A 19,813-nucleotide genomic window follows, 5' to 3' on the forward strand; every position below is an offset into this window, starting at 1 on the left:
GCGTGCCCGCATTCCCCCGTACGGGTCACCTGTCCCCCTCCTGCCGGTCCCGTGCCGGAAGCTGTCGGGTGTGACCCTCCGCGCGATCGCCGCCGTCCCACCTGGCCCGTTTCATGTCGATGCGCGGAAGGTGGCCCTCGGAGGCCCTGCTCGCCTCCTTGAGGGGCGTGCCTTCGGCCCGGTAGTTCTCCAGCGCCCTGAGTTCGTGGCCGGGGAGCAGCGCCCCGTCCGCGCGGACGACCCGCCACCACGGAACGGCTCCTCCGTAGAGGGCCATCACGCGTCCGACCTGTCGCGGACCGCCCTCCTCCAGCCATTCCGCGACGTCTCCGTACGTCATGACGCGCCCGGGCGGAATCTGCTCGGCGACATCGAGGACCCGCTCCGCGTACTCCGGCAAGGCGTCCGCCGGGAGGCTCTGCTCGCTCATCCGGTCCATCCTGCACCACCCCGCCGACAACGTGACGCGGCGGCGACTGTGCGTATCCCTCGCCCAGGAACAGCGCTTCAGGCAGACTGTGCGCCCCCGCATTGCACCCTGATGCCCCCCTGTGTCAGCGGGGCATGCCACCATCGTGCGGGCGGTTACTGGTGATACGAGACCAAGAAGAGACGATGAAACAGCAGGGTGTGCACCCCGAAGACGCGGAGGGCACCTCTGAGGTTTCGTCGCGCCCGGATTCCGGCGACGATACGGACGAGAGCCTTCCGCGGACATCAGAGGCGTCCGGGACGCCCGTGACGTCTGTGACATCCGTGACATCCGTGAATCCGGATACGTCCCGGAAGAAGGACATGCGCAAGGAGAGCGGAGCCGAGGAGACCGACGGCGCGGCCGGCGTCGACGACGACGCCCCCGCCGAAGAGGTCGAGGGCGACGAACCGTTGCTCCCCGCGCGCGTGCACCGTCCCTCCGACCTGATGCGCCTCCTGGTGGGCGTCCTCGCGATCGCCGTCCTGCTGTCGATCGCCGCGTTCGCGCACGGCACGACGTCGGGGCTGGCGCAGGACATCAACAAGGGCACCGACGAGGCACCCGACCTGCTGATCAAGATCGCCGGGCTCGCGTCGAGCATCGCGATCCTCCTGGTGCCGGTCGCCTTCGCCATCGAGCGGCTGATCAAGCGGGACGGGCTGCGGATCGCCGACGGTGTGCTGGCCGCGGTCCTCGCACACGGGGTGACGCTCGCCACCGATCTGTGGGTCGCCAAGGGCGCCCCGGACTCGATCCAGAAGGCGCTCACGCAGCCCTCTCCCGGCGACATCCACGCCCTGACGGACCCGGTGCACGGCTACCTCGCGCCGGTCATCGCCTATATGACGGCCGTCGGAATGTCGCGGCGGCCGCGCTGGCGTGCGGTCCTGTGGGTCGTGCTGATGCTCGACGCCTTCTCCATGCTGGTCACCGGCTACACGACCCCCTTCTCGATCATCCTCACGGTACTGATCGGCTGGAGCGTGGCGTACGGGACCCTGTACGCGGTCGGCTCACCGAACGTCCGGCCCACGGGCCGGACCCTGATGGCGGGCCTGCGGCACGTCGGCTTCCACCCGGTGAGCGCCGCGCGGGACGAGACCCCGGAGGCCGCGGACGGCGACCGTGGCCGCCGGTACTTCGTGACACTCCAGGACGGCCCACCACTGGACGTCACGGTGGTGGACCGGGAACAGCAGGCGCAGGGCTTCTTCTACCGCGTGTGGCGCCGCCTGACGCTGCGCGGCATCACCACGCGCCGCAGCCTCCAGTCGCTGCGCCAGGCACTGGAGCAGGAGGCGCTCCTCGCGTACGCGGCCATCGCGGCCGGAGCCAACGCGCCGAAGCTGATCGCGACCTCCGAGCTGGGTCCGGACGCCGTGATGCTGGTCTACGAGCACATCGGCGGGCGCACCCTCGACGCACTGCCGGACGAGGAGATCACCGACGACCTGCTGCGCGAGACCTGGCACCAGGTGCAGGCGCTGCAGTCTCGGCGCATCGCGCACCGCAGGCTGGCCGGCGACGCGATTCTGGTGGATCGTTCCGGCACGGTGATCCTCACGGACCTGCGCAACGGCGAGATCGCGGCCGGTGAACTGATGCTGCGCATGGACGTCGCCCAGTTGGTGACCACGCTCGGCCTGCGGGTCGGCGCGGAGCGCGCGGTGGCCTCCGCCGTCGGTGTGCTCGGCCCGGACGCGGTCGCCGACTGCCTGCCCATGCTGCAGCCCATCGCGCTCACCCGCTCCCACCGCGCGACGTTGCGCAAGCTGGCCCGGGAGCGTTCGGAGCGCGAGCGCGAGGCGGTCCTGGAGGCGTCCCGGCAGGCCAAACTGGCCCGCGCCGCGGAGCACGAGGCCACTCCCGAGGAGACCAGGCCCGTCCTGGAGAAGCCCGACAAGAAGGCCGTACGGGCCGAGCAGCGGGCCGAGAAGCGGGCGATCGACGAGGCGCTGGACGAGGCCCGTGAGGAGGATCTGCTCACCCAGATCCGCCACCAGGTGCTGCTGATCAGACCGCAGGCACCGGTCGAGCCGGCCCGTCTGGAGCGCATCCGTCCGCGCACGCTGATCAGTTTCATCGCGGGCGCGTTCGGCGCGTACTTCCTGCTGACGCAGCTCACGCACATCGAGTTCGGCACGCTCTTCGACAACGCCAAGTGGGGCTGGGTCGCCGCGGCCGCGCTCTTCTCGATGTTGAGCTACTTCGCCGCGGCCATGAGCCTGCTGGGCTTCGTGCCCGAGCGGGTGCCGTTCGTCCGGGCCGTGGCGGCGCAGGTCGCCGGCTCCTTCGTGAAGATCGTGGCACCCGCGGCGGTAGGCGGTGTCGCGCTCAACACACGGTTCCTCCAGCGCGCGGGGGTCCGGCCGGGACTCGCGGTGGCGAGTGTCGGCGCGTCGCAGCTGTTCGGACTCGGCTGTCACATCCTGATGCTGCTGTCGTTCGGATATCTGACCGGTACCGAGAAGACACCCTCCTTGTCGCCGTCCCGGACGGTCATCGCGGGTCTGCTGACCGTCGCGGTCCTCGTCCTCGTCGTGACCTCGGTGCCGTTCCTCCGGAAATTCGTGGTCACGCGCGTGCGGTCGCTCTTCGCGGGTGTCATCCCGCGCATGCTGGACGTCCTCCAGCGACCGCAGAAGCTGATCACCGGCATCGGAGGCATGCTTCTGCTGACAGCCTGCTTCGTGATGTGCCTCGACGCGTCGGTCCGGGCGTTCGGCACCGAGGACATGCCCGCCATCAGCATCGCCAGCGTGGCCGTCGTCTTCCTCGCCGGAAACGCGCTCGGCTCCGCGGCGCCCACCCCGGGCGGTGTGGGCGCGGTCGAGGCCACCCTGACGGTCGGTCTGATCGCCGTCGGACTCCCCAAGGAGGTCGCGGCTCCCGCCGTCCTCCTGTACCGCCTTCTCACCCTGTGGCTGCCCGTGCTGCCGGGATGGTTGTTCTTCAACCACCTGACGCGCAAGGGCGCGCTCTAGGCCCTGCCGTCACAGCGGGACCCGGGAGCGGGCGGGAATTCTCACCCGCACGGCCCGCGCCCCGAGCGGCCCGCTCTGAGCGACCTCAGGATGGGTTCATGCCGAACCCCTCCCCGCCGCGTGCCGCCGTTCTGACCGCCACCGCCCTCCTGCTGCTGGCGGCGCTCGCCGGATGCGGCGAGGACGGCGGCTCCGAGGACGAGGATCTGTCGGCGCAGAAGCTCAGCTGGAAGGACTGCCCGGAACCGTCCGAGTCCGAGGGCGGCGGAGACGCTCCGTCGCCTCTGCCGGACGGCGACAACTGGAAATGCGCCACCCTGAAGGCACCCCTGGACTGGGACAAGCCCAAGGGGGACACCATCGGGCTCGCGCTGATCCGCGCGGAGGCGAGCGGCGCCAAGGACCGGCGCATCGGCTCCCTGCTCTTCAACTTCGGCGGTCCCGGCGGCTCGGGCGTGACCACGCTCCCCGCGTTCGGCCAGGACTACGACCGGCTGCGCACCCGCTACGACCTGGTGAGTTTCGACCCGCGCGGTGTCGGCCGCAGCGCCGGTGTGAAGTGCGAGGACAGCGAGCAGCTCGACGAGTACTTCCAGCAGGACGCCACCCCGGACGACGCCGCCGAGCAACGGGCCCTTGTGGACGGCACGAAGGAGTTCAACAAGGCCTGCGAGAAGAACTCCGGCAAGGTCCTCCCCCACGTGCGCACCACCGACGCGGCCCGCGACATGGACCTGATGCGCCACGTCCTCGGCGACGACCGGCTGCACTACTTCGGCATCTCGTACGGGACCGAACTGGGCGGCGTGTACGCGCATCTGTTCCCCGAGAAGGTGGGGCGGGCGGTCTTCGACGCGGTCGTGGACCCGACGCAGAACTCCGAACAGGGCTCCCTCGGGCAGGCCGAGGGCTTCCAGCTGGCGCTCGACAACTTCGCCGAGGACTGCGCGTCCAAGGCGGACGATTGCCCGCTCGGTGACAGCGCGCAGGACGTGAAGGACCGGATCGCCAAGCTGTTGAAGGACCTCGACAGCAAACCGATCCCGGGCGTCTTCCCCCGCAGCCTCACCCAGACCGCCGCCACGAGCGGCATCGCGCAGTCCTTGTACTCCAAGGAGTTCTGGGAGTACCTCACCGAAGGGCTCCAGCAGGCGTACGACGGGGACGGCAAGGTTCTGATGCTGCTGTCCGACTCGATGAACGGGCGGAACCAGGACGGCGAGTACAGCAACATCAGCGCCGCCAACGTCTCCATCAACTGCGCCGACGACAAACCGCGTTACACCGCCGCCGACGTGACGGCGAAGCTCCCGGAGTTCCGGAAGGCCTCTCCCGTCTTCGGCGACTATCTGGCGTGGGGCATGGTCGGCTGCACCGACTGGGCGGTGGCGGGCGACGCCGACCACCCCGATGTGAGCGCGCCCGGCTCGGCGCCGATCCTCGTGGTCGGGAACACCGGCGACCCGGCGACACCGTACGAGGGCGCCCGGAAGATGGTGGACGCGCTCGGCAAGGGGGTCGGTGTCGAGCTGACGTACAAGGGACAGGGGCACGGGGCGTACGACAGCGGGAACAAATGCGTGCGTGACGCGGTGAACGGCTATCTGCTGAACGGCGGGGTCCCGACGGCCGGCACGGTCTGCTCCTGAGGTGAAACTCGTGAAACAGCAGGTCAGAGAGTTATCCACAGGGCTCCACGGTGCTCGCGGAGATCTGCCTAATATGGCCTGACTGTCATCCGCGACATCCGGCGGACGACGATGCGAGGGGGGAAGTTCATGGCGCGTATCGCACGGTGGACGGCACTGGCCGCCGCCGCGTTGCTGGTGGCCGGCTGCAGCGGCTCGTCGGGGGACGACGGCGGGGACGACAAGAACGACGACGCCGGCAGGCCGCCGGGCGCCGCCTCCTCCGCCGACACGATGCCGGGACTGCCCGCCTCCCTCACCTCGCAGAAGCTCGACTGGAGCAGGTGCAAGGCCACCGAGACCGGTCCCGCACCGGGCGGGGACTGGCGGTGCGCGACCCTCAAGGTGCCGCTCGACTGGGCGAAGCCGGCGGGCGAGACCATCGGACTGGCGCTGATCCGCAGCGAGTCGAGCGGATCGTCGGACGACCGCATCGGCTCGCTGTTGTTCAACTTCGGCGGACCGGGCGGCTCGGGCGTGGACTACCTGCCGCCGTACGGGCCGACGTTCGCGAAGCTCCACGAGCGGTACGACCTGGTCAGCTGGGACCCGCGCGGAGTCGCCGCCAGCGAGGGGGTGCGCTGTCGCGGCGACAAGGAGGTCCAGGCGGCCGAGGCGGTCGACACCACTCCGGACACCGCCGCCGAGGAGACCGCGTTCTTCAAGGACGCCACGGCCTTCGGCGAGGGCTGTCAGAAGTCCGCGGGCAAGCTCCTGGGACATGTCTCGACGACCGACACGGCCCGGGACATGGACCTGATGCGGCACGTCCTGGGCGACCGGAAGATGCACTACTTCGGCATCTCGTACGGCACCGAACTGGGCGGCGTGTACGCCCACTTGTTCCCCAAGAACGCGGGACGGCTGGTCCTGGACGCGGTCGTCGACCCGAGCGCCGGCACGGTGGGCCACGCGGAGAACCAGGCGCGGGGTTTCCAGCGCGCTCTGGAGGACTATCTGGAATCCACGGGCCAGGACCCCGAGCAGGGCTCGCAGAAGATCGCGGCGCTGCTCAAGCGGATCGACTCCGAACCGCTGCCGACCACGAGCGGCCGCGATCTCACCCAGCAGCTCGCTCTCACCGGCATCGTCTACCCGCTCTACAGCAAGTCGTCCTGGCCGGCCCTCACCAGCGCGCTCGAAGCCGCCGAGGACGGTGACGGTACGGAGCTGCTCGCGCAGGCCGACAGCTACAACGACCGTGACGCCTCGGGCAGCTACGGCACGACCACGCATTCCCAACGGGTCATATCGTGCCTGGACGACAAGGAGCGGCCGACGCCCGAGGAGGCGAAGAAGCGGCTCCCCGAGTTCCGGAAGATCTCGCCCGTGTTCGGGGACTCGATGGGCTGGGACACGGCCGGCTGGTGCCACGACTGGCCGGTGGCCGGGCAGTACGAGACGCCGGAGGTGAGCGCGCCCGGCGCGGACCCGGTCCTGGTGGTGGGCAACACCGGCGACCCGGCGACACCGTACGAGGGTGCTCGCAAGATGGCGGACGAGCTGGGCGAGGGCGTCGGTGTGCAGCTCACCTGGAAGGGCGAGGGGCACGGGGCCTACGGGAGCGGGAGCGACTGCGTCGACAGCACGGTGGACGACTACCTGCTGGACGGATCGGTACCGGACGACGGCAAGGTCTGCGGTTAGTAGGAGGTCTGCGGTTCGTGGCGGCCTCGGCCGCCCGGGCGACGGAAAGGGGCCCGGCACACGCGGTGCCGAGCCCCTCCCCACAGACGGTGCGTCTAGTAGATCGGCTTCTCCGGCTCGATCTGGTTGACCCAGCCGATCACGCCGCCGCCCACGTGCACGGCGTCCGAGAATCCGGCCGACTTGAGGACCGCGAGGACCTCCGCGCTGCGGACACCCGTCTTGCAGTGCAGGACGATCTTCTTGTCCTGCGGGAGGGTCTCCAGGGCGGTGCCCATGAGGAACTCGTTCTTCGGGATCAGCTTGGCGCCGGGGATCGAGACGATCTCGTACTCGTTGATCTCGCGGACATCGATGATCTCGATGTTCTCGCCGTCGTCGATCCACTCCTTGAGCTGCTTGGGAGTGATCGTCGAGCCGGCGGCCGCCTCCTGCGCCTCTTCGGACACGACGCCGCAGAAGGCCTCGTAGTCGATGAGTTCGGTGACGGTGGGGTTCTCGCCACAGACCGCGCAGTCCGGGTCCTTGCGGACCTTGACCTGGCGGTACTGCATCTCCAGGGCGTCGTAGATCATCAGGCGGCCGAGGAGCGGCTCGCCGATGCCCGCGAGGAGCTTGATGGCCTCGTTGACCTGGATGGAGCCGATGGACGCACACAGCACGCCCAGGACGCCGCCCTCGGCGCAGGAGGGGACCATGCCCGGGGGCGGGGGCTCCGGGTAGAGGCAGCGGTAGCACGGACCGTGCTCGGACCAGAAGACGGAGGCCTGGCCGTCGAAGCGGTAGATCGAGCCCCACACGTACGGCTTGTTGAGCAGCACGCACGCGTCGTTGACCAGGTAGCGGGTCGCGAAGTTGTCCGTGCCGTCGACGATCAGGTCGTACTGGCTGAAGATGTCCATCACGTTCTCGGCTTCGAGCCGCTCTTCGTGCAGGACCACGTTCACATAGGGGTTGATGCCGAGCACGCTGTCGCGGGCCGACGCGGCCTTGGAGCGGCCGATGTCCGCCTGGCTGTGGATGATCTGGCGCTGCAGGTTCGACTCGTCGACCTCGTCGAACTCCACGATGCCGAGCGTGCCCACGCCCGCGGCGGCCAGGTACATCAGCGCCGGCGAGCCCAGGCCGCCGGCGCCCACACAGAGCACCTTGGCGTTCTTCAGCCGCTTCTGCCCGTCCATGCCCACGTCGGGGATGATCAGGTGGCGGGAGTACCTGCGGACCTCGTCTACGGTGAGCTCAGCAGCTGGCTCGACCAGGGGTGGCAGCGACACGGGGACTCCGTTGGTCGGTCAATCACTACAGTTGTTCTCCCCGTAACACTGCCACGCCCTTCTTCATTCCGAGACACCCGTTCCGATCCGCGAGACGAGTTCGTCCCAGTAGCCGGGCAGGCACTCCCAGGGATCGGCCGAACCACCGCGGTCCGTGCGGTCGGTGAAGTAGATCGTCGAGGCCCCCTGCCAGCGGGCGATGCGCAGCGCCTCGTCGAGATGCCCTCGGGGCATGCCGTGCACGAAGTGGCAGAAGCGCTCGGGCGGGTACTCGGCGGTCCACTCCGCCACCTGCGACCAGCGGTAGTCGCTCCAGGGCCCGGAGAAGGTCACCAACTGGTCGGCGGTCTCGGCGTAACCGGGATACGGGTGGGTGCCGTGGCCGAGGACGAGGTGGCCGTCGCCGGTGAGTGCCCGCAGGGTGTCGGTCGTGCGCCGGATCTCCGGAAGCGCCGTCCGCTCCGTGGGACAGCGGTCCAGGAGGAAGCCGTCGACCTGGTACCAGTCGAGATAGCGATGTGCCTCGGAGACGAGTTCGCCGAAGGCGCGTGCGCCGTACGTCACGTCCAGGTGGCCGAGGACGCGGACGCCCGCGTTGCGCAGGCGTCCGGCGGCTTCGAGACAGTGGGGGTCGGGGCGTGCGCCGGGGCCGTCGGAGACGTTCAGGACGACCCAGTGCAGCGGGGTTCCGGGGCGGGTGAGCCCGCCCCATTCGACCGGGGCGACCAGGGGGTGCGCATAGCCGGGGACACCGAAGCCCATCCTCAGGTCCGTGCTCGCGGTGCCCTTCGGTGTGCTGGTCAGATACGGCATGCGGCCTCCATCCAGATGTCGGCGAGGGATTCCTCGAGGTTGATCCGGGGCCGCCAGCCGAGCCGGTCGCGTGCGGTGCGCACGTCGGCCTGCTGCCAGCTGCCGCAGCCGTCCGGGTAGGGGTACGCGGCCGGGGCCGTGTGCTCTGTTTCGGAGCGGGGGTGGCCGATGGATGGCCGGGTGGGGCCGGGAGTTCCGTCGAGTTCGTGGAGGGCCCCGCCGTAGCCGGCGACGCGCGCGAGGACGGACGCGGCGTCGCGCAGGCGTACGGCACGACCGGATCCGATGTTGATGACGCCCTGTGCGGCGGAGAGGGAGGCGGCATGGACGGCACGGGCGACGTCGCGTACGTCGATGAAGTCGCGCTGGACACCGAGACCGGCCAGTTTGAGTTCGCCGTCGCCGGACTGCATGGCGCGGCGCATCCCTTCGGCGAGGCGTCCGAGCGGGGAGCCCGCCGGGGTGCCGGGTCCGCACGGCGAGAACACCCGCAGGACGACGGCGTCCAGACCGGATCCGAGGACCAGTTCGGTGGCGGCGAGCTTGCTGACGCCGTACGGGCCGCCGGGTCGGGGCACGGCGTCCTCGGCCGTGGAGGAGCCGGGCTGGCTGGGGCCGTACTCCGCGCCGCAGCCGATCTGTACGAGGCGCGCCCCGCAGCCGCTGCGGCGCAGTGCCTCACAGACGGTGGCGACGGCGACGGTGTTGTGCCGGGTGAGCTCGCGGGCGCCGCCGCGGGTGGCACCGGCGCAGTTGACGACGACCCCGGGGTGCACCGCGTCCAGGAAGCGGGTGAGCGCTCCCGGGCTGCCGCTGGCGAGGTCGAAGCGTACGTCCGCGTCGTCACCCCGGCCGAGCGCGGTGAGCTGCACGGCCGGGTCGGCGAGGAGTCGGTCGGCGACGAAGCGGCCCAGGTAGCCGTTGGCTCCGATCAGCAGCACCCTCATCGGGCGGCTCCCGGGGTGGACTCTCCGATGCGGAGGGTGATCATCTGGCGTTCTCCTTCAGGGTGTTGCCGTGGGTCGTTCGGAAGGCCCGCGGTGTCGGCCCCGCGGGAAGGGGTGCGCTCGGCGCGGAGTTCCATCAGGAATCTCCTGGGGCCGAGAGTCGGTGGCGGTTCACGGCGCGTCGCCGTGTGCCGCGTGGGCGGAGGCCCGGGTGAGGGTCCTGGTCGAGTGGAGCAGGAGCACGAGCGCCCCGGCCCCGCACACGAGAGCCGGGATCGCGCCCGCCCCCCAGGCCTCGGTGACGGCCTCGACCGGCACGGCCAGCGCCTCGCAGCCGGGCAGGCGACCCCCGAAGACGCTCAGGAGCGCCGTGGCCTCGGCCACGCCCGCGGCAGCGAGGACGACGGCGGGAGCGTGCCTGAATCCGTGCACGGTGAGGAGTCGGGCGAGCATGAGGAGCGCGCCGAGGGCGCCGGCTCCGGCGTATGCGGCGGGCTCGTCCAGTACCGCCCCGCACAGGGCGAGCAGGCCGCCGAAAGCGCAGAGGAACAGTCCGAACACGCCCAGGAGCAGGGGCCGCACGGAGGCGGCGAAATCCTCCAGGGCCCGGCTGGTGGCAAGTCGGCGCCGGGCGCGTACGGCGAAGAGGTGCGCGCACCAGGCCGCCGGGGCGCAGGCCGCGCTGAGGGCCAGGACGGACGAGAGGGCGATCGGCCAGGAGCTGCCGGAGCTGCCGGTGGGCGGTCCGTCGGGGCCGCCCTCGATGCCGGCGGAGAGCAGGCCGTCGCCGAGGAGTGCGTAGGCGACGAGCCAGTAGGTCCAGGCGCGGGTGGGCGGTGTCGGGGACCATACCCGCGTGGCGCGCAGGGGGCCTCGGCTGCGGGCCGCGCGCACGCCGAAGGCCACGGCGAGTACGCCCACGACGGTCACGGCGAGGCGCGGCCGGCCCTCGGTGTACCGCAGCCCGGTCACGACCGCCGCGCACAGGGCGCCCGGCAGCAGCGTGAGGACCGCCCAGTCGGCGCGTGCCCCGGGGGTGTCGGGTGTCTCGGACGGCGGTGCCGTGTCACCGGCGCGGGGTACCCGCGCGTACATCTCCTCGGCGAGGGAGAAGACGTCCCGGTGCCGGAACTGGGTGGCGGTCCGGTCGGTCACGCCGTGCGCCTCCAGGCCGGCCGCGATCTCCAGCGGGTCCACCGCGCGCTCGCACAGCTGCCGATGGCGATGCATCAGAGCCTTCACCGGGTCGGCGGCGCCGCGACGGGCGGAGGGCGTGCGGTCGGAAACCTGCCCGCCGGAAGGCTGCCTGTCAGCAGGTTGCCGGTCGGCAGGTTGCCCGTGGGGAGGCTGCTGCCGGTCAGAAGGCCGGCGGTCGGCGACCGTGGTGGAAGCCTCCGCGACCGTCACGGCGTCCCAGGCGAGCCGGGTTTCCGTCGTCGTCGATGTTCCCTGCCCGGTATGCGCGACGCGTGCCGCGCCGGGCGGGACAGCCGAGTCCGTCGGCCGACCGGGGCGCGCGCCCGTCGTTCCCGCTTCGGCCGATCGTGCGTCCGCGATGCGCGACTCGCCCAGTTGAACGTCCACGACCCGTGTCTCGCCGGGCTGGATGTCCACCACCTTGGTCTCGCCCACCTCGGCGTCCATGGCCCGCGCATCCCCCCGGTCTCCCGACTTCCCGATGTTCGTGCCCTCGGCGCCGACACCCGCACCCACAGCGGCACCGGCACCGGCACTCGTCGACCGCTCCTCGGACCGTGCGTCCCACGCACCACGACGCGCGCTCACCACGCCCCCTCCCCCGCGGGCACCGGCTCGCCCGGAGCTCCGGACGTGGCCGACGCGGTGGACGTGGCGGACGTCGTCGGAGTGACGGACACGGCGGGGCCGGAGCTGGAAGCGAGCCCCAGCGGTACGCCGCGTACCGGCGGTCCTGCCGCCCAGCCCGGCCCCGGTCTTCCGGGCACCAGCCGCGTCCCCGGTTCCGACCACCGTCCCGGCACCTGTGCCTCGACGGGTATGGCGAACGGAAGGGGCTCGCCCGAAGGGTCGACCACGACCCGTCGGACCGGACAGCGCGAGACGATCTCAAGGTAAATGCTGTGAAATGCCGTGATGTTCTGCTCGACGGTGAACAGTTCGAGCGCGCGGGCACGGGCCGCGGCGCCGAGGCGCGACCGGCGCTCCGGGTCGCGCAGCAGGGAGACGCAGGCCTCGGCGAGCGCCCGCGGATTGCGGGGCGGGACCACGAGCCCCGTACCTCCGATGACCTCGACGACCGCGCCGACGTCCGTGGACACCGTGGCGCGTCCGGAGAACATCGCTTCGACGAGGCTGATGGGGAAGCCCTCGACGACGCTGGACAGGACGACGAGGGCGCCCGCCGCGTACGCCTCCGGGAGGGTCGGTGCCTCCGGTCCGCCGATCTCCTCGAAGGAGACCGGGTTGTCGCCGACGGCGTGCACGCCGTCGGCCTCGTCGGGGAAGAGTTGCGCGGCCAGCGCCTTGCAGTGGGCCAGGTATGTGGCGCCCTCCGGCCCGTCGGCGGGCGCTCCGACGATCCGCAGCCGTGCCTTCGGCTCCTCCTTGCGGATGTCCGCGAAGGCGTGCAGCAGCGAGATCAGGTCCTTGGCGGGCTCGATGCGTCCGACCCACACCAGGGTGTCCGGGTCGGCGTGTTCGACGCTCTCGCCCACCTCCGAGAAGCGGGACGCCTCCATGCCGGGGTAGACGGTACGGATCCTGGTCCGGTCGGCGCCGCAGCGCTCCTGCCAGCGGCGGGCGTGCGTGTTGCCGGGCGTGATGATCGCGGCCTGCCGGTAGGTCTCCGCGGCGAGCCGGCCGTGGAACGCCGCGAGGAGGGCCCGCGCCGGGGCCGACGCCGCGCCTCCCCGCAGATCCTCACGCGGGCCCAGATAGTGCGCCCGCAGTTGCACTCCGTACTCCGTGACCAGCAGCGGGACGTCCGAGAAGTGGCGGGCGAGCAGCCCCGGGAGGGCCGCGGCGCCGCCGGACGTGGCGTGGCACAGGTCGACCGAGCCGAGCCCGTCGCCCTCGTACCAGTCGAGGGAGAGCGGGCGCAGCGCGCGTTCCACCTGGGCGGCGACGGTGAGGAGGTCCGGCACGCGTGCGGTACGCGCGGCGCGCAGTGCGCCGGGCGCGCGGCAGGCGCGTTCGAGGGCGCGCACCGCGGCCTCGGAGCGGAGGGCGCCGACCATGCCGCCCTCGTCCCGGGCGAGTTCGGCGAGTCCGTACAACGCACTGCCGAAACGGTCCGCCGCGCCGGCCGGGGCCTCCTCCACGCGATGTCCGGCCTCGGCGGAGGCGCTCTCCGCGGCGCCGCCGAGTGCGTCGGCCGCGCATATGGCCGCCGCCAACTCCCCGTAGTGCTCGGCGAACCGGCGCCGGGACCGGCGTCCGTATCCCACGCCGTCCTGGTCCGCCGTCCAGAGCGGGGCGGTGCGCACGCGGCTGACCTGGGAGGGGAGCTGGATCCAACCCTCGTCCTCCTGTTGCTCGCTGCGACTCAGGGCGTAGATGTCGAACTCGTGCTGCCCGAGCCCGCGCACGAGCCGGTCGCACCAGAGCCTGGCCTCACCGCTCACATACGGATAGCCACCCTCCGTAAGCAGTCCGATGCGCACGTGCGCACCCCCGATCTCCCTTGTGGGGAGCCGCCGTTGACCCGGCGGCTCGCAGCGGGACGAACGTATGCGGACATGGCGGTGGCGCGATGGACGGTTGTCCATCGCACCACCAGAAGGGGTGAACGGTCGTAACTTTCCCGTGCGGGTCGCGTTCCGTCGCGCTAAGAGATCAACCGAACACGTTTCGTCATACCGCGGCCAGTTGTTGACGGGCGGCTCGACGGCTCTCGCGGCGGGCGGCGGCGACCGCCGGATCCAGCGCGGGGACGGCGGCGAGCAGCTGCTTCGTGTACGGGTCCCGGGGCGACTCGTAGACCTCGTCGGCGGATCCGTACTCGACGATCCGGCCGCGGCGCATCACCGCTACCCGGTCGCTGACCTGGCGTACCACGGCGAGATCGTGTGCCACGAAGACCAGGGCGAGGCCGAGTTCCCGCCGCAGCTCGTCGAGCAGGGCGACCACCTGGGCCTGGGTGGTGACGTCGAGCGCGGAGACCGGCTCGTCGCACACGATGACCCGGGGATCGGCGGCGAGTGCCCGCGCGATGCCGACGCGTTGGCGCTGGCCCCCGCTGAACTCGTGCGGGTAACGGTCGTAGTGCGCTCCTTCGAGCCCCACCCGTTCCAACAGCTCCCTCACACGATTCCGTACGCCCCCTTCGTCCCGTTCACCCCGGGCCCGGAGCGGGTCGGCGATCGACTCGCCCACGCTGCGCCGGGGGTTGAGGGAGGAGACGGGATCCTGGAAGACCATCTGCACGTCGGGGCGTACTCCGCCGCCGGGGCTGATGCTCCCCGCCGTCGGTTCCAGCAGGCCGACCAGCATGCGGCCCAGTGTCGTCTTGCCGCTGCCGCTCTCCCCCACGATGCCGAGCGTCTCGCCCCGGCGGACGGTGAGCGACACGTCGTCGACGGCCGCGAACGCGCGCTTCCCGCGCCCGAACTCGCGCCGCAGACCGACCGCCTCCAGGACGACCTCGGAAGCCGAGGTCCCGGAGGCCGCGGTCCCGGGGGCAGCAGTCCCGGGGGCCGCGCCGGACGCCGTGACCGACGCACCCCCCGCGGGCACCACGCGCGCCACCTCGACCCCGGCCGCCTCGATCCCGGCCGCCTCGACCCCCTGCACGTCAGCCCTCGCCACGTCGGTCCCCGCCACGTCCACACGCGGCAGGCGCGCACGGGGTACGTCCACGCGGGGCACCGCGCCCAGCAGTTCGCGGGTGTAGGGCTGCGCGGGGGCTCCGAGGACCGTGGCGACAGGGCCGTGTTCGACCACGCGCCCGTGTCGCATGACCAGGATGTCGTCGACGCTCCCGGCGGCGACACCCACGTCGTGCGTGACGAGCAGGAGGCCCATTCCGGTCTCCTCCCGCAGCGTGTGCAGCAGATCGAGGATCTGGGCCTGGACGGTCACGTCCAGCGCGGTGGTCGGCTCGTCGGCGATCAGCAGGTCGGGCTCGCAGGCCAGCGCCATGGCGATGAGGGCACGCTGGCGCATCCCGCCGCTGAACTCGTGCGGGCGGGAACGGGACCGCCGGCCCGCGTCCGCGATCCCCACGCGGTCCAGTACCTCCACGGCACGCGCGCGTGCCGCTCGCCGTGACGCACGCGTGTGCACGCGGTACACCTCGGCGATCTGGTCCCCGATCGCGTAGTACGGGTCGAGGGACGACAGCGGGTCCTGGAAGACCATCGCGGCCCGCGCGCCGCGCAGCCGCCGCAGTTCGTCGTCCGACGCGCGCTGTACGTCGACTCCGGCGACCTCGACGGAGCCGCCGACGTGCGCGCCCGTGCCCCGGTGCAGCCCCAGCAGGGCCGAGGCGACCGTGGACTTGCCCGAGCCGGACTCTCCGACCAGGGCGAGCGCCGCGCCCCTCGCCAGCCGGAAGGAGAGCCCGTCGACGGCACGCAGTTCGCCGAACCCGACGGTGAGATCACTTACTTCGACCAGCCCCGCCCCGGCCCCGTCCGTCGAGCTCACACCCGTACCACTCGTCGAACTCACACCAGTTCCACCCGTCGGACTCATGCCAGTACCACCCGTCGGTCGGCCACCGCGTAGAGCACGTCCGCGAGGGCGTTGGCGATGACGACGAAGAATCCGACGACCAAAACCATCCCGACGACCACGGGAAGGTCGACGACATCGACGGCGTGGACCAGCTCCCTTCCGATGCCGGGCAGCCCGAAGAGCGTCTCGGTGAGCACGGCGCCGCCGACGGCCGAACCGACGTTGTTGGCGTTCAGCGCGATGACCGGGGCGAAGGCTCCGCGCAACGCGTGCCGCCCGATGACCGAGCGCTCGCCGACGCCGTACGCGCGGAAGGTCCGGATGTGGTCCTCAGCCAGTGTCTCCAGCATCGAGGACCTGGTCAGCCGGGCGAACGCGGCGGCCTCGATGAGCGCGAGGGAGAGCCACGGCAGCAGCAGGTTCCACGCCCACTGTTCGGGGTCGTCGGTGAGGTTCACGTACTGCGGGAAGGGCAGCAGTTCCAGTTCGCCGCAGACGACGATCATCAGGACCAGGCCGATGACGAAGACGGGGGTGGCCACGCCCACGAGCGTGATGCCGGTCAGCACCCGCTCGGAGAGCCGCCCCCGCCGCCACGCCGAGAGCACGCCGGTGCCGACGCCGAGGATCAGCCACAGCACCATCGACCCGAACACCAGCGACAGGCTGACCGGCAGTTTCGTCAGGATCAGCTCGGTGACCTGCTGGTCGCTCTGGTACGACAGCCCGAGGCAGGGCGCCGGGCAGTGCTCCACCGCGGTGCCGGTCGAGTAGTCCTGGCCGGCGACGAGCCCTTCCAGGAAGTGCCAGTAGCGCACGTACAGCGGATCGTCGAGGTGCAGTTGGTCGGCGACCTGCTGGACCTGGGCGGGCGAACAGCGCGGGCCGCAGGTGATCTGGGCGACGTTGCCGGGGGTGACGTAGAAGATGACGTAGATGATCACCGAGATGGCGAGCAGGGTGATCAGGACGCCGACGGCCCGGCGCAGGACGAACCCCGTGAACCCGTTCATGAGGCACCTCCCCGCTCCGACCCACCGGCCGTCGCCGCCTCCTGAGACCCGCCGATCCCCTCGGACCCGTTGGCTTCCTCAGACCCGCCGGTCCCCTTGAACCTGTTGGCCTCCTCAGACCCGCCGATCCCCTCGAACCCGCCGATCTCCTCAGACCGCTCAGCCGCCTTGGCCGCCACGACCCCAGTGACCCCGGTGATCCCACTGCCCACAGTGACCCCCGCGCCCCCCTGGGCCACCTTGGCCTCCCGCCGCCTCCCCGTCCCCACCCGCAGCCGCGAGGCGGCACGCGGGTCGAGGGCCGTGCGCACCCCGTCGCCGAGGACGGTCAGCGCGAGCACGGTCACGAAGAGCGCCCCCGCCGGCAGCAGTAGGTACTGCGGTGCGGCCTGGTACCAGACGTCGGCCGCGGTGAGCATCTGCCCCCACGACGGCGTCGGGGGCTTCACACCGACGCCGAGGAAGGACAGGGCCGCCTCGACGCTGATGTTCTGCGGGATGAGGATCGCGGCGTACGTGATGACCGGCGCGGCCAGTCCCGGCAGCAGTTCGCGGCGGGCGATCCGCCAGGTGCCCCAGCCGCTGAGCCGGGCGGCGGAGACGTAGTCGAGCCCCTTGAGGGTGAGCGTCTGCGCGCGCACGATCTTCGCGATGTTGCCCCAGGCGATCAGGCCGATGACGAGGGCGACCAGAACGGGCCGCGGGAAGCTCGACGGCACGATCGCGAGCAGCGCCAGCGACATGATCATCAGCGGCATGGCGACGATGATGTCGGTGAACCGGCTGAGCAGCTGGTCGACCCAGCGGGTCCCGAGCGCGGCCGCGACTCCCATCACCACGCCGATGACGATCTGCACGACGGTCGCGGCCAGCGCGACGCCCAGCGAGACCCGGGCCCCGTACACCAGCCGGGCGAACAGGTCGCGTCCGGTCTGCGGCTCGACGCCGAGCCAGTGCTCGCCGCTGATGCCGCCGAACGATCCGACGGGCACACCGCCGCGCGCGGAATCGATCAGGTCGGGGTGGTACGTGGTCGGGTCCTGGCCCTCGATCGCGGTGAGCAGCGGCGCGGCGAGCGCGACCAGGACGAGCAGGGCGACGACGCCCGCCGCGACGAGCGCGGCGCGCCGGGCGCGCAGCCGACGCCAGAACTGACGGGCCCCCGAGGCCCCCGTGGGGACGGGCAGATCCGTCCCCACGGGGGCCTGGGAGGCGACGAGTACGTCACTCACGGCGCTACTTCACCGAGGCCTGCGAGATGTCCAGCACCCCGGTCCAGTCGCTGATGACGATGTTCTTGACGTCCTTGCCGTACAGGCGCTTGTAGACGGGGTGGAACAGGGGCACGGTCAGTGCCTGCTCGCCGATCTTCTTGTCGAGCGCGCCCCAGCGGGTGGCGGCCTCATCGAGGTCGGTCAGCTTGTTGATGGCGTCGATCTCGGCGTTGACCGACTTGTCGTCGAGGAAGCCGGTGTTGAAGTTGGCGCCGTCCTTCACGATCTGCCGGCCGTCGAAGATCGGGGCCAGGAAGGGGCCGCCCGAGGGCCAGTCGGCACCCCAGTGCGCGAGGAAGAAGCCGGGCTCGGTCCTGGCGTTGTGGATCTTGTCGCTGTAGTCGTTGTCCTCCAGGCCCTGGAGTTTGACGGTGATGCCGGCCTTCTTCAGGGCGTCCTGGATGGCGGTCGCTATCTCGGGGCTGGTCTCGAAGTCCTTGGCATTGGAGTGGGTGAGCGTCACGGTCAGGCCCTTCGCGTGGCCGGCCTCCTTCAGCAGTTCCTCGGCCTTGGCCGCGTTGCCGGACCTGCCCGCCGGGAAGTGGTCGTACGCGGTGTAGCCGAAGGACTTCTGGTTGGGCAGGTAGGTCGTCGCGGCCTCGGCCAGGGAGGACCCGCCCGCCGCGTTGATCACGGAGGAGCGGTCGATGGCGTACGAGATCGCCTGGCGCACCTTCGGGTCGTCGAACGGCTTCACCTTCGGGTTGAAGGCGATGTAGTTCGTGTAGCCGAAGTGCCCGGTGCCGACCCGCTCGGCGAGGTTCTTGTCACCGCTGACCTTGGCGAGTTCGGCAGGACCGAGGTTGGTGTCGGTGGTCACGGCGGCGGCGTCCGCGCCCTGGGAAGAGGACAGCCGCTGGTTGATGACGGACGAGTCGAGCCCGGACCGTACGTCGATCTTGTCGGGGTAGGCCTTGCGCTCGGCGTCCGTCGACGCGGACCAGTGCGTGTTGCGCTCCAGGGTCAGCCGCTCGCCGTCGTTCTCGTTCTCGACGACCTTGTACGGGCCGGACGAGACGGGGTGCTCCTCGTACTTCGTACCCGTGTCCTTGGCCTCGGGGACGGGCGCGAACTGCGTCTGCGTGGCGAGGTAGGGGAACTCGCCCTCGGGCTTGTTCAGGCGGAAGACGATGGTTCGCTCGTCGGGCGTCTCGATGGAGTCGAGGCCCTTCTTGTCCTTGTAGGGCCCCTGGTAGTCGGCCCCGCCGATCAGCCAGTCCCTCAGGTAGGGCGCGCCGCCGGAGAGTTCGGCCGCGAAGGACCGCTCGATGCCGTACTTGATGTCGGCGGAGGTGATCGCGGTGCCGTCCTCGTACTTGAGGCCCTTCTTCAGGGTGTACGTCCACACGGTCGCGTTCTCGCTGGGTCTGCCGGTGTCCGTGGCGAGGTCGGGGACGACCTTGGCGCCCTCGGCCCCGTCCTCGCGGTTGCGCGTGGTGAGCGTACGGAAGACGAGGGAGGGGACGTTGCCGCCGCCGGAGGTGTAGAGCCGGGCGGGGTCGAAGTCCTGCTGCGGGTCGGAGTTGAGGACGGTGAGGGTGCCGCCCTTGGCCGGCTTGGCGTCCGCACCGCCGGCTGTGGCCTTGGCATCGTTGTCTTCCGGCCCGCAGGCGACTGCGCCCGCTGCCACGGCGAGGCTGACGGATACGGCGGCCAGACGGCGCGCTGTGACGGACGATCGACGCATGGGAGGAAACCCCTCGGAGAATTCGGCGAATACCGCGCGCGAACAGGGCGCAGTGGGAGGAAAATCGCGGAAATCGCCCCGAGGGCACGCTGGCACAAGAGCACGAGGGCACGCCGGAAAACACCCGGCACCGAAATCTCGGTGCCGGTGAGAAAAGCGGGAGAAGGCCGACGCGCGCCAGGGGCGAAGGTCAGCGACAGAGAATGTCGGCCACGCAGAGCGCGGTCACGCCGAACAGCGCCAGCTCAAGGGCTGCGCGTGCGGAGATGTGACGAGGCGACATGCGAGAAAATATGAACGAACTTTCCCCGCCTGTCAATGTGAGCCGCCCGCCCCTCGACCACGCCTCGGCCGCC

14 protein-coding genes are annotated in these 19,813 nt (G+C 71.0%); 3 read left to right on the top strand and 11 right to left on the bottom strand.

Features of this window, described 5'->3' with window-relative positions; translation table 11 throughout:
* Positions 1 to 25: 25 nt before the first annotated feature.
* Positions 26 to 430: an MGMT family protein gene (locus tag OHS59_RS16355; RefSeq protein ID WP_328494133.1), complete on the bottom strand. Its 405-nt coding sequence runs from the start codon at positions 428 to 430 to the stop codon at positions 26 to 28.
* A gap of 185 nt (positions 431 to 615) precedes the next feature.
* Here OHS59_RS16355 and OHS59_RS16360 point away from each other — a divergent pair, with 185 nt between their 5' ends.
* The 3 genes from OHS59_RS16360 to OHS59_RS16370 all read left to right on the top strand — a co-directional run bounded on the left by OHS59_RS16360 (position 616) and on the right by OHS59_RS16370 (position 6,794).
* Complete coding sequence (locus tag OHS59_RS16360; protein ID WP_328494134.1) at positions 616 to 3,459, top strand: lysylphosphatidylglycerol synthase transmembrane domain-containing protein; 2,844 nt, start codon at positions 616 to 618, stop codon at positions 3,457 to 3,459.
* 98 nt (positions 3,460 to 3,557) lie between these two features.
* Complete coding sequence (locus OHS59_RS16365; RefSeq protein ID WP_328494135.1) at positions 3,558 to 5,108, top strand: alpha/beta hydrolase; 1,551 nt, start codon at positions 3,558 to 3,560, stop codon at positions 5,106 to 5,108.
* Between the two features lie 129 nt (positions 5,109 to 5,237).
* Positions 5,238 to 6,794 carry an alpha/beta hydrolase gene (locus OHS59_RS16370; RefSeq protein WP_328494136.1) on the top strand — a complete coding sequence of 519 codons (1,557 nt, stop codon included), beginning with the start codon at positions 5,238 to 5,240 and terminating at the stop codon, positions 6,792 to 6,794.
* Positions 6,795 to 6,889: 95 nt separating this feature from the next.
* On the opposite strand, the gene moeZ is transcribed toward OHS59_RS16370, so the two are convergent.
* The 10 genes from moeZ to OHS59_RS44585 form a co-directional block, all read right to left on the bottom strand.
* A complete protein-coding gene (moeZ, locus tag OHS59_RS16375) occupies positions 6,890 to 8,068 on the bottom strand; it encodes an adenylyltransferase/sulfurtransferase MoeZ (RefSeq protein WP_328494137.1) in 1,179 nt (392 codons plus the stop codon).
* Positions 8,069 to 8,131: 63 nt separating this feature from the next.
* Positions 8,132 to 8,881, bottom strand: a complete 750-nt coding sequence (locus OHS59_RS16380; protein ID WP_328494138.1) for a spherulation-specific family 4 protein — start codon at positions 8,879 to 8,881, stop codon at positions 8,132 to 8,134.
* A complete protein-coding gene (locus OHS59_RS16385) occupies positions 8,869 to 9,828 on the bottom strand; it encodes an NAD-dependent epimerase/dehydratase family protein (protein ID WP_328494139.1) in 960 nt (319 codons plus the stop codon). The genes OHS59_RS16380 and OHS59_RS16385 overlap by 13 nt, the downstream gene beginning before the upstream one ends.
* 171 nt (positions 9,829 to 9,999) lie before the next feature.
* Complete coding sequence (locus OHS59_RS16390) at positions 10,000 to 11,472, bottom strand: hypothetical protein (RefSeq protein WP_443061633.1); 1,473 nt, start codon at positions 11,470 to 11,472, stop codon at positions 10,000 to 10,002.
* Between the two features lie 137 nt (positions 11,473 to 11,609).
* Positions 11,610 to 13,469, bottom strand: a complete 1,860-nt coding sequence (locus OHS59_RS16395) for a DUF3492 domain-containing protein (protein WP_328494140.1) — start codon at positions 13,467 to 13,469, stop codon at positions 11,610 to 11,612.
* A gap of 190 nt (positions 13,470 to 13,659) precedes the next feature.
* Positions 13,660 to 15,501 (bottom strand): ABC transporter ATP-binding protein, encoded by a 1,842-nt coding sequence (locus OHS59_RS16400; protein ID WP_328494141.1) that lies wholly within the window; start codon positions 15,499 to 15,501, stop codon positions 13,660 to 13,662.
* The gene (locus OHS59_RS16405) at positions 15,498 to 16,496 is read right to left on the bottom strand and encodes an ABC transporter permease (RefSeq protein WP_328494142.1); all 999 of its coding nucleotides are present in this window, start codon (positions 16,494 to 16,496) and stop codon (positions 15,498 to 15,500) included. The genes OHS59_RS16400 and OHS59_RS16405 overlap by 4 nt, the downstream gene beginning before the upstream one ends.
* Entirely contained in the window at positions 16,493 to 17,728 is a 1,236-nt protein-coding gene (locus tag OHS59_RS16410; protein WP_328494143.1) for an ABC transporter permease, read from the bottom strand. Before OHS59_RS16410 ends, OHS59_RS16405 begins: the two co-directional genes overlap by 4 nt.
* 4 nt (positions 17,729 to 17,732) lie before the next feature.
* Entirely contained in the window at positions 17,733 to 19,457 is a 1,725-nt protein-coding gene (locus tag OHS59_RS16415; protein ID WP_328494144.1) for an ABC transporter substrate-binding protein, read from the bottom strand.
* 190 nt (positions 19,458 to 19,647) lie between these two features.
* Positions 19,648 to 19,740 (bottom strand): Ms4533A family Cys-rich leader peptide, encoded by a 93-nt coding sequence (locus tag OHS59_RS44585; RefSeq protein ID WP_385836410.1) that lies wholly within the window; start codon positions 19,738 to 19,740, stop codon positions 19,648 to 19,650.
* Positions 19,741 to 19,813 lie beyond the last annotated feature (73 nt).

It is taken from the genome of Streptomyces sp. NBC_00414 (genome assembly GCF_036038375.1).
Lineage (GTDB): Bacteria > Actinomycetota > Actinomycetes > Streptomycetales > Streptomycetaceae > Streptomyces.

What these genes read in the sequence shown, in the direction of transcription:
- OHS59_RS16390 (WP_443061633.1), bottom strand. Translation starts at nt 11,472, where the DNA reads ATGGACGCCGAGGTGGGCGAGACCAAGGTGGTGGACATCCAGCCCGGC.
- OHS59_RS16415 (WP_328494144.1), bottom strand. Translation starts at nt 19,457, where the DNA reads ATGCGTCGATCGTCCGTCACAGCGCGCCGTCTGGCCGCCGTATCCGTC.
- OHS59_RS16405 (WP_328494142.1), bottom strand. Translation starts at nt 16,496, where the DNA reads ATGAACGGGTTCACGGGGTTCGTCCTGCGCCGGGCCGTCGGCGTCCTG.
- OHS59_RS44585 (WP_385836410.1), bottom strand. Translation starts at nt 19,740, where the DNA reads ATGTCGCCTCGTCACATCTCCGCACGCGCAGCCCTTGAGCTGGCGCTG.
- OHS59_RS16355 (WP_328494133.1), bottom strand. Translation starts at nt 430, where the DNA reads ATGAGCGAGCAGAGCCTCCCGGCGGACGCCTTGCCGGAGTACGCGGAG.
- OHS59_RS16385 (WP_328494139.1), bottom strand. Translation starts at nt 9,828, where the DNA reads ATGAGGGTGCTGCTGATCGGAGCCAACGGCTACCTGGGCCGCTTCGTC.
- OHS59_RS16380 (WP_328494138.1), bottom strand. Translation starts at nt 8,881, where the DNA reads ATGCCGTATCTGACCAGCACACCGAAGGGCACCGCGAGCACGGACCTG.
- OHS59_RS16370 (WP_328494136.1), top strand. Translation starts at nt 5,238, where the DNA reads ATGGCGCGTATCGCACGGTGGACGGCACTGGCCGCCGCCGCGTTGCTG.
- OHS59_RS16365 (WP_328494135.1), top strand. Translation starts at nt 3,558, where the DNA reads ATGCCGAACCCCTCCCCGCCGCGTGCCGCCGTTCTGACCGCCACCGCC.
- OHS59_RS16360 (WP_328494134.1), top strand. Translation starts at nt 616, where the DNA reads ATGAAACAGCAGGGTGTGCACCCCGAAGACGCGGAGGGCACCTCTGAG.
- OHS59_RS16400 (WP_328494141.1), bottom strand. Translation starts at nt 15,501, where the DNA reads ATGAGTCCGACGGGTGGAACTGGTGTGAGTTCGACGAGTGGTACGGGT.